Genomic DNA, 9,177 nt, shown 5'->3' on the forward strand with positions numbered 1-9,177 from the left:
TAGCGAACTGTAGTTCCCGCAACAGGATTTGTCGCTACCAAGAGGCTGATCTCTCAGGGCAACGAAGCCGTTATTCTTTGGTTTTTTATCATTTTGTGCAAAATAACGCTTGCCGCCAGTCGCACGCTAGTGTTATTTTGTTGCAGCGCAATCTTTTGGTATGATAGTGAAGAGATCAAAGAAAGAGGTGGAGCAGGAGATGGTTAACAACGTTCAGCAAGGAAACTATGATAAGGCAACATTCGCAGGAGGATGTTTCTGGTGTATGGTAACACCATTCGAGGAACTACCAGGCATAATTTCAGTTGTTTCCGGTTATATTGGCGGGCACACGAGCAATCCGACTTACCAAGAAGTATGTTCGGAAACGACCGGTCATGCAGAAGCCGTTCAAATTACGTTCGATCCCGTTCTATATCCTTATTCTAAATTACTTGAAACGTACTGGCGCCAGATCGATCCAACGGATGCAGGAGGTCAATTCCATGACCGTGGATCATCGTATCGAACCGCCATTTTTGCCCATAGCGATGAGCAGCAAGTACAAGCGGAAGCTTCCAAGCAGGCACTGCAAACAAGTGGGCGATTTAATCGTCCGATTGTGACGGAAATCGTGTGGATCGATGCGGAAGCCTTTTATCCAGGTGAAGAGTATCATCAGGATTACCATCACAAGAATCCGCTGCGTTATAAAGCCTACCGCAAAGGGTCAGGGCGCGATGCGTATATTGAGAAGCACTGGAATACAGCCGAAGATAAAGCTGAGCGCAAACAAAAGCTAACTCCGATACAATTCGAAGTGACGCAAAACAATGGTACGGAGCGACCTTTTGATAATGAATTCTGGGATCATAAAGGGAAGGGGCTGTATGTTGATATTGTCTCGGGTGAGCCTCTATTTAGTTCCTACGATAAATTCGATTCCGGCTGCGGATGGCCGAGCTTCACGAAACCGTTATTTGGCGGCAGCGTCAAAGAGAAGTCAGATGTCAGTCATTTCATGGTTCGTACGGAAGTTAGAAGTCATGAAGCGGATTCCCATCTTGGCCATGTATTTAATGATGGTCCGGGGCCGAACGGATTGAGATACTGCATTAATTCAGCTGCATTGCGTTTTATTCCACTAGATCAGCTTGAGAAGGAAGGGTATGCAGCATTTATACCTTTTTTTGAAGAGAAGTAAGTCCGGCGTATAGGCGCTGTAATAAAGAAAAGACGCTTCCCAGTTCTAACTTGGGCAGGCGTCTTTCTGTTTATTTGGAAAATCGTTTATTCTTTGTACCAAGGATTTAAATGAATAAGAACTTCATCGACATCATTGTGTTCATTTTTAATGGACTGCTTGATGGCCCTTGAGATATCGTGACCTTGCTGAACGGTCAGCTCGCCTGGAATGGAGACGCGGGCATCTACCAAAATATAATGACCATGCTCGCGCGCGCGAATGCGATCGATTCTTTTGACCTGAGGAATGGCTTGAATTAATTGTGTGTATTCGGTTAGTCGCTGTTGATCGACGGTTTTTTCCATCAGAATATCGAAGGATTCCTTGGCCATTTCAATGCCCAAACGAAGGACCAATAGGGAAACGATAATTCCGGCTGCCGCATCGCCATAAGATAACCAATGAACATTGTAGACATTGCCTATAAAAGCTAAGCCAATCCCAATCACTGCAGCTAACGATGCGTAGACATCGGCTAGATGATCTTTGGCTGTTGCGATGAGCCCTTTGCTATTGGTCTCTTTGCCGATCCGAATTGTATAGACGTAGAGGGCATATTTCCAAATAGCCGATAAAATGGCTGCGAAGAAAGCGATATAGCTTGGAGCCAGAGGCTCGTGGAAAAAGGCGGCTGTCGCATGATAACCGATATAAAGTGCTGCTAACACAAGAATAAAAGCGACAAATCCGGAGCCGAGTACTTCTGCTTTGCCATGTCCATAGGGGTGATCTTCATCGGCTGGAAGTTTGGATATGCGCATAGCGCTAAGGGCTGCGACAGTTGCGATAATGTCACCGGCATTATGAACCCCGTCTGCTAATAACACCTCACTTTGAAAGACAAGTCCGATAATAATTTTCATAAAAGTTAGAATGATGTTGCTAATGAGAGACAGCCATATGGCCCAGACAGATGATTTGTTGTTACTGCTCATCAAAGATGACCTCCTGCAGAAGTGTTTCCCCAAGGAAAAAAAATCCCTTGACCAAGGGTCAAGGGATTTTCGTTGTTTTTTATATGGGAATGGAAATCTAGTACAATATAATAGGGCATAATCAACACTTCACTTTACACAAATATCTTTGTATAATACCACACATAGTAGAAATTAACAAACCATGCCAATATGTCTGTCCATAGACGATTTCATGGGGGAGGCAAAATAGTTATGTTAAAACCTTGGCTAATCGATATTCAACATCAATTGCTTCCTAACCTGGAAATTCATAGTGAAGACCCGTTCGAACCCATTGTTGTGCATGTATACCCAAAACCTTGGAAATTAGTAGGTGCTGGCAACTATGCAGCAGTTTTCATGCATCCAAACTATCCGGACATGGTGGTAAAAGTGTATGCGCCTGGCAGGCATGGGATCGTTGAGGAAACGGAAGTGTATAGTCGACTAGGGAAGCATCCGGCTTTCTCGGAATGTTATCATGCGGGGGACAACTTCCTCGTTTTGCGACGTTTGACTGGCGTAACCTTGTACAATTGCTTACAGCGCGGACTGCCCATCCCGCGGCAGGTCATCGCAGATATTGATCTAGCACTTGCTTATGCGGTGAGCAGGGGACTAAATCCGCATGATGTGCATGGGAAAAACGTGATGATGCAGGACGGCAGGGGACTAGTCGTAGATGTGTCTGATTTTATGAAAAGTGAATATTGTCCGATGTGGGACGATTTGAAACAGGCGTATGACCGCTTCTACTACTCATGGATTCGCAGATTACGGATTCCCGGATTTGCTTTGAATGTGGTTCGCAGAGGCTATCGCAAATGGAAAAAATTCCGCAGGTCGAGGCATACCATACAATCAATTAAGTGAAATTATTATGTACAAAAGGAAGGCGCATCCATGAGAGTCCATGAATTTAGCATTCGGCGGGATTTACAGCGAAGTGATATGTCCGACATTTCAGGCAAGTCCTCTCATTTTATCTCGGATATTACGATCGATTTCGAACAGGAACATAAAGCCTATCACGTAGATGTGAAAAGTTTGCTAGGGATGCTGCTTGTTCCCATCAAAGCTGGTACGTCCTTGCGTTTGTTAACGAGAGGCAAAGATGAGGAAGAGGCGATGCACTTCATTTTTGACTTGTTTGAATCTTATCGTTGAGCGTTCCCTGCACAATATTTGACCTTATTCCCACAAGATTGGATAGAGATCGTACATATTAAAAGCGATAAAATGAGCTTATCAAGCTTATTGCATGTATGTTTAGCAGAATACGATACAGCCAATATAAGGTAGATATTGAAGGAGTGAGCGAAAATGAGCAAGCATCAAGTCGTAGTTGTTGGATGCGGGGGCATGGCTAATGTTTGGGTTGAGTATATTATGAAACGGACTGATAGCACCATCGTTGCCCTCGTCGATATTAAAACGGAATTCGCGCAGGCGATGGCTGACCGTCATAGACTTAGCTGCAGCGTTTACACCAATTTGGAGCAGGCGATTCAAGAGAGTGGGGCTAATTTGGTGTTGGATATTACGATACCGGACAGTCACTTTCAAGTGTGCACCACTGGACTGCGTCTTGGCTGCAACGTTTTTGGCGAAAAACCGATGGCTGCCACGATGGCAGAAGCTCGGGAGATCGTACAGTTGGCGGAGTATACGGGGAAGACTCTCTCCGTGATGCAAAACCGCCGCTATCTGCCGAACATCCGCGCTATGCGGGATCTCATCCACACAGGTACGATTGGCCGTGTGGGGTATGTGGGCGCCGATTTTTTCATCGGCGCGCATTTTGGGGGCTTCCGCGATGCGATGGACAGCCCGTTGATTCTGGACATGGCGATCCATACTTTCGATCAGGCTCGCTTTATTACAGGGGCAGACCCCGTGTCGGTGTACTGCCAAGAATTTAACCCGCCTGGTTCCTGGTATGCGGGAAATGCATCAGCGGTCTGCATCTATGAGATGTCTGACGGCTCTGTGTTCTGCTACCGCGGCTCCTGGTGCGCAGAAGGTATTCCGACCTCATGGGAGTCCGCATGGCGCGTGACGGGCAAGCAGGGCACCGTCATATGGGACGGCACAGGGGCACCATACGCCGAAATTGTCGCGAGCGGCGACCAGACAGGCAAGTTCATCCGCGATTACACGCGAGTGGAGGCGGAGCTGAACTGGCCAGGCAGCAGCGGCCACGCCGGCTGCTTGGACGAGATGTTCGCAGCGCTGGAGGAAGGCCGCCCCGCGGAAACCGACTGCCGCGACAACATCAAGAGCATGGCGATGGTGCTCGGCGCCATCGAAAGCACCAAGCTTGGGCAGAAGGTGGATTTGCGTCATTATTGGAGCTAGAACTTCAACCCCCAAAAAAATGGCCCGTGACCTGCAGTTCCAATAGGAACAAACAGGCGCACAGGCCATTTTGCATTCTTGTTTAGTGAATATCTTTCTTCTTGAATCGTCCGCCCTTCACATCGTGAATGTTCCCGATGGCGAGGAACGCCTTGGTATCCAGTTCGTCGACGATGGACTTTAGCTTGGCTTCTTCCAGGCGGGTAATGACGCTGAAGATGACTTTTTTGTCATCTCCGGTAAAGGCGCCTTCGCCTTTCAGGTAGGTTACGCCGCGGCCCAAACGGTACGTGATGGCTTCTCCGATTGTTTCGTATTCGTCACTGATAATCCACACGGATTTGGATTGATCGAGTCCTTCAATGACGATGTCAATCATTTTGAAGGCAATGAAGTAAGCAATCAGCGAGTACATGGCATGATCCCAGCCAAACACGAAGCCTGCGCTTCCCAGGATGAAGAAGTTGAAGAACATGACGATTTCACCAACCGAGAATGGCGACTTTTTGCTGATCAAGATCGCGACAATTTCTGTTCCATCCAAGGAACCGCCTGACCGTATGACAAGCCCTACACCGATACCTAAGATGATACCTCCGAAAACAGCGGCTAATAAGGGATCAATCGTTATGGCCTGAACGGGGTGCAGCAAGTAAGTGCCAACCGACATCAGAACGACTGAAAATAAGGTGGATAAGGCGAATGTCTTACCGATCTGTTTGTAGCCTAAAAGTAAGAATGGCAAGTTCAGCAAAATTAAAAATATGCCTAACGGGATATGCGTTAAATGAGCGAGGATAATAGATATCCCGACAATTCCGCCGTCAATGATGTTGTTGGGGACCAGGAAAATTTCCAACCCAACAGAAACTAAGCCAGACCCGAAAATCATGAATAAGATTCTACGCAGAAATTTGGTGCGAGTTAACTTGCGATGCTGGGAGCTTGCGTGTTCTGCTCCGGATAATGAGTTTGACATGTAAGGTTCCTCTTTTCCTAATTCAATTCTTTTTCTAGGTTGAAAAATAATGAATGAGGCCCGTATAACCCGAAATGAATTTGAGAAAGGCGAGGAGTATTTCCTTTAGTCGAAGCCATATTTTAGCTAAGATATAAACAATAAAAATGACAAACACGGTGATATCATACTGGGCGAAAAAATCATTGTGCCATCGAATTTTATCGACATGCTGAAAAAAAGTTTTTTTGGTCAGCGAATGTTCTTGTATGCTCAAGACTTGAGTCGTATTAGCTAACACAAGTATCTCGGTATCAGATGAGAAATGATGGGAAATCGGTGGTGTCAACGGGAAAATAAATAAGCCGAGGATGATCCAAACCAAGATTTGCCACTGATACTTTCGTAGAAAAAGACGCAAGGAGTATCCCCTCCTGATCCTTACTTTGAACCAAATTTGCTTGAATTGTAGCATTTCAGCCGAAATGAGTCAAACGCGGAGCCTCGTAATTTATTGTAAACCCTGTTTAGATGCGCTTGGACTATGCGTTTCACAATGTGGAGGAAGCGATTCGACTTACCTCCTATTTCTTCGGAGAAGACTTAGGTAACGAGGTGCTTGCAAATAACTGGGGGATCGTTCCAGAATATGTTGGGATTTGGGTTAAATAGGAGCGTAATCCACAGAAAAAAGGGTTATAATTTTTTTGAAAGGAATTTTGCGCACCGATCACCAAATATTATCGTAACAACGTATAATAGACATTTTCGTCTGATTATTGTCCAATGAAATTATGGCCTTAATCGTACGAATGAACTTGTTTCTATATCGGGGAAAATGGTCCAGCAGCCTTGGGGGGAGATTACTTGTATGCGGATCTTAATACAAAAAAACACGTGGTTACGATATGTGATAGCTGGTGTGGTTTCATTTGGCTTGTATCTGGGATTGTATCACATGATGACTGTTGAGGGAGCCGATAATAATCCCCGGTTTATGATGATCCGATTGGAAGATATCGGGCCAGGTGGCTACTACAGCTCCCTTGAAGGGGTCGGCAAATTAAGAGCTGTTTTGGCGTATCTGAATGAACAGCATGTTCACTACAGCCTCGCCGTTGTTCCGCGGTGGAAGAATATTTCGGCAGATGGAACGCGCTATGATCGATCTATTAGTCAATTGAGCGATAGTTATGTGCAAGCTTTTAACAAAGTTCTGCGTGAAGCTGAACAAACGAATGGGACCATCGGCATGCATGGCTATACGCATCAAGTAGGCGATGAGCTGCGGGAAGACGGACATCAAGCTTCAGGGATAGGCAATGAATTTAATGTTCCCGATAAGCCTGAGACAGCAACGACCGCATTCGCCGAGAGTCGGGTGAAAGAAGGGTTAGCTCGTTTTCAGCAAGCGGGATTTACCCCGCATTTCTGGGAAGCGCCGCATTATCATACAACGCCAGAGCAGGATAAGGTGTTTCGGTCTTATTTTGGGCTGTTGTATCAGCCGGACACGGCTGTTCAGGTAAATCCGCCATTTGCGCAGTATGAAAATGCACTTAACACAAGCAATGGTGTGCCTTCCCTTGGAAATGTTCATGTGCCTACGACTTTATCCTATATCCCAAGCGGGAAAGATGAGAAGTTTATCCTCAATCAATTGGGAAAAATCGAACGCATTAATTCCTTTTTCTATCATCCTTTTCTGGAATTTAACTTTCTGGAGCCAGTTCTGGATGAATGGGGCAGCCCTGTTGTGAAAGATGGCATACCCGCCTATCATTATTCCGGTGACAACAAGAGTGTTCTGCAAAAATTAATTACCCAACTGCATGCGAAAGGGTATCCGTTCTATTCGGTGCATGATTACATCCCTTTCACGCCAGCACAACGCTTGAAAATAGGCAGCGCCCAATCGACGCTTGTTCAAACGGGTCATCTGACAAGCAGAAACCAAGTTGATGTTGTCACATGGAATAAGAAAACAGCGAGTATCGCGATTACGAAGGGAGAATACTCACCCATTCGCAGTGCTGCCCAGCCTGCTCCGCAGGTTGTTGGTTCAATCCCTTATACGGATGGCGCGGCTTTTGCCCTCGATAGTCGGTTGGATCGCAGTAAAAAAGGGCTGTGGGTTGTTAATCCCAGCGGCAGACTTGATGAATATTCACCTGATGGCAGTGGTTTTGCGAAGCACCAAAGCTGGAAAATACCGGCCAATCGCTGGTATGATTTATATGAACTTCGTCAGCCCAATGGTGATTTCATACTTGCGGGTCTATCTTGGGACCGTAGTCAGCTTCTAGGCGTGTACTTGCATGGGAAAGATGTGAAACCTATCAAACCGTATACGTTCCGGTCCAATTCTTCCAGAGACCTGATTGTTAGAAATTTGGCGAGTCCGGATCGCCAAGGTTTGTTCTTGTTTAAAGAGGATACGTCGCAAGGCGTGGAATTTCAGTTGGATAAAACCGTTATGCAATGGAAGCTGGCGAAAGTGACCCTAAACATTCCGGATGAGCTTGGCAATATCCGCTTTGGAGATTTTAATGGCGACGGGAAAGAGGACATTCTTCGTTACGATGCGAAAAATTTAACTAGTCGTGTTTATCAAGGGACCACAGAGGACGAATACAAACTGTTATCTGTATTTGGTCCATGGGGAAGAACTTCAGGACGTTTGATCGTGGACGATTTCGATGGAAACGGGAAAGCAGACATTGCTCAGTATCCTAATGATGATGCTTTTATGGACGTGGCATTGTCATTCCAGAGCCAGAATGCGAAGGAGTAATCCATAAGGAGGACGCAAGTGAGAACACCGATTTTGTACGGATCTGTGCATGTTTTATTTTACCAAGATGAAGAGGTTTTGTTGTTAAGACGGCAGAATACCGGGTTCCAGGATGGCAACTGGAGTGTTGTTGCGGGACGCATGGATGGGGATGAAGAGGTCATCGCTGCTGCAATCCGGGAAGCCAGAGAAGAAGCAGGCGTCGTGATTGATCCGGCGGACATAGAAATTATTGGTGTTATGCACCGCAAAAACACGACATCGGAATGGGTGGATTTCTTTCTTAAAGCACATAGCTGGCAGGGAGATATCAGGAATCAAGAACCTGAGAAATGTGAGCAGCTCAAATGGTTTCCCGCCAAGCAGCTCCCGGACAATATGGTTTCTTATATCCGAACAGCATTGGACAAGAAGCAGCAAGCTGTTTGGTTTGAAAGCGTAGGTTGGTGAGAAACTTTGCTGCAGCATGATGATTTGAATTTTTGGGAGGGGCTGCATATGCAGCTCCTTTTTTTATATAGCGCGCCTAGCCAAGCTAGGCACAACTAATTGATGAAAGTTCAATCGAGGTAAGAGCCAAGTCGCCTCGTAGCAGACAGGCAACTGGTGGAGAGATCCTAAGGCTGAAGCCCTGTGACAAAGTATCCCTGCGAGGGGAGCGAGCAAAACAGCAGGCCGTAACATGAAGTGAATCCTGCCGCGTCGTCAAAAAAGACCTGAAAAGGACAAGAGAGTGTCGAGCCTCGTGTATTTGGGCGAAGACCATGGAATGCGTGAAGCCCTTGGAAGTGCAGCGCAGAAGAACTCTCCGGCGTAAGGGGATCGGCATGCTGGGAAAGTTGTGTCTGGAACTAGGGAGATCCTCTCTCGCACGAGTTTTTTTTTT

General features: G+C 46.2%; 8 protein-coding genes. 6 read left to right on the forward strand and 2 right to left on the reverse strand.

Going from position 1 to position 9,177, the window contains the following annotated elements; all coding sequences use genetic code 11:
- The first annotated feature begins 199 nt into the window (after positions 1–199).
- A complete protein-coding gene (gene msrB, locus IEY34_RS33530) occupies positions 200–1,183 on the forward strand; it encodes a peptide-methionine (R)-S-oxide reductase MsrB (protein ID WP_189020243.1) in 984 nt (327 codons plus the stop codon).
- Between the two features lie 86 nt (positions 1,184–1,269).
- Here the strand turns inward: msrB and IEY34_RS33535 are convergent, their stop codons facing one another.
- The gene (locus IEY34_RS33535) at positions 1,270–2,160 is read right to left on the reverse strand and encodes a cation diffusion facilitator family transporter (protein ID WP_189020245.1); all 891 of its coding nucleotides are present in this window, start codon (positions 2,158–2,160) and stop codon (positions 1,270–1,272) included.
- A 234-nt stretch (positions 2,161–2,394) separates the two neighbouring features.
- Between IEY34_RS33535 and IEY34_RS33540 the strand changes: the two genes are divergently transcribed.
- The 3 genes from IEY34_RS33540 (at position 2,395) to IEY34_RS33550 (ending at position 4,539) form a co-directional block, all read left to right on the forward strand.
- Positions 2,395–3,054 (forward strand): serine/threonine-protein kinase, encoded by a 660-nt coding sequence (locus IEY34_RS33540; protein ID WP_229757971.1) that lies wholly within the window; start codon positions 2,395–2,397, stop codon positions 3,052–3,054.
- A gap of 30 nt (positions 3,055–3,084) precedes the next feature.
- Positions 3,085–3,348 (forward strand): HPr family phosphocarrier protein, encoded by a 264-nt coding sequence (locus IEY34_RS33545; RefSeq protein ID WP_189020248.1) that lies wholly within the window; start codon positions 3,085–3,087, stop codon positions 3,346–3,348.
- A gap of 156 nt (positions 3,349–3,504) precedes the next feature.
- Entirely contained in the window at positions 3,505–4,539 is a 1,035-nt protein-coding gene (locus IEY34_RS33550) for a Gfo/Idh/MocA family protein (RefSeq protein ID WP_189020250.1), read from the forward strand.
- An 82-nt stretch (positions 4,540–4,621) separates the two neighbouring features.
- Here IEY34_RS33550 and IEY34_RS33555 read toward each other — a convergent pair whose 3' ends face one another.
- Entirely contained in the window at positions 4,622–5,518 is an 897-nt protein-coding gene (locus IEY34_RS33555) for a YitT family protein (protein WP_189020252.1), read from the reverse strand.
- An 850-nt stretch (positions 5,519–6,368) separates the two neighbouring features.
- Between IEY34_RS33555 and IEY34_RS33560 the strand changes: the two genes are divergently transcribed.
- Together IEY34_RS33560 and IEY34_RS33565 are read left to right on the forward strand one after the other, a co-directional pair.
- Complete coding sequence (locus tag IEY34_RS33560; RefSeq protein WP_189020254.1) at positions 6,369–8,291, forward strand: DUF2334 domain-containing protein; 1,923 nt, start codon at positions 6,369–6,371, stop codon at positions 8,289–8,291.
- Between the two features lie 18 nt (positions 8,292–8,309).
- Positions 8,310–8,741, forward strand: a complete 432-nt coding sequence (locus IEY34_RS33565) for an NUDIX hydrolase (protein ID WP_189020256.1) — start codon at positions 8,310–8,312, stop codon at positions 8,739–8,741.
- The last annotated feature ends 436 nt before the right edge of the window (positions 8,742–9,177 follow it).

The sequence above is a fragment of the Paenibacillus marchantiophytorum genome (assembly GCF_014640555.1).
In the GTDB taxonomy this organism is placed as follows: Bacteria; Bacillota; Bacilli; order Paenibacillales; family NBRC-103111; genus Paenibacillus_E; species Paenibacillus_E marchantiophytorum.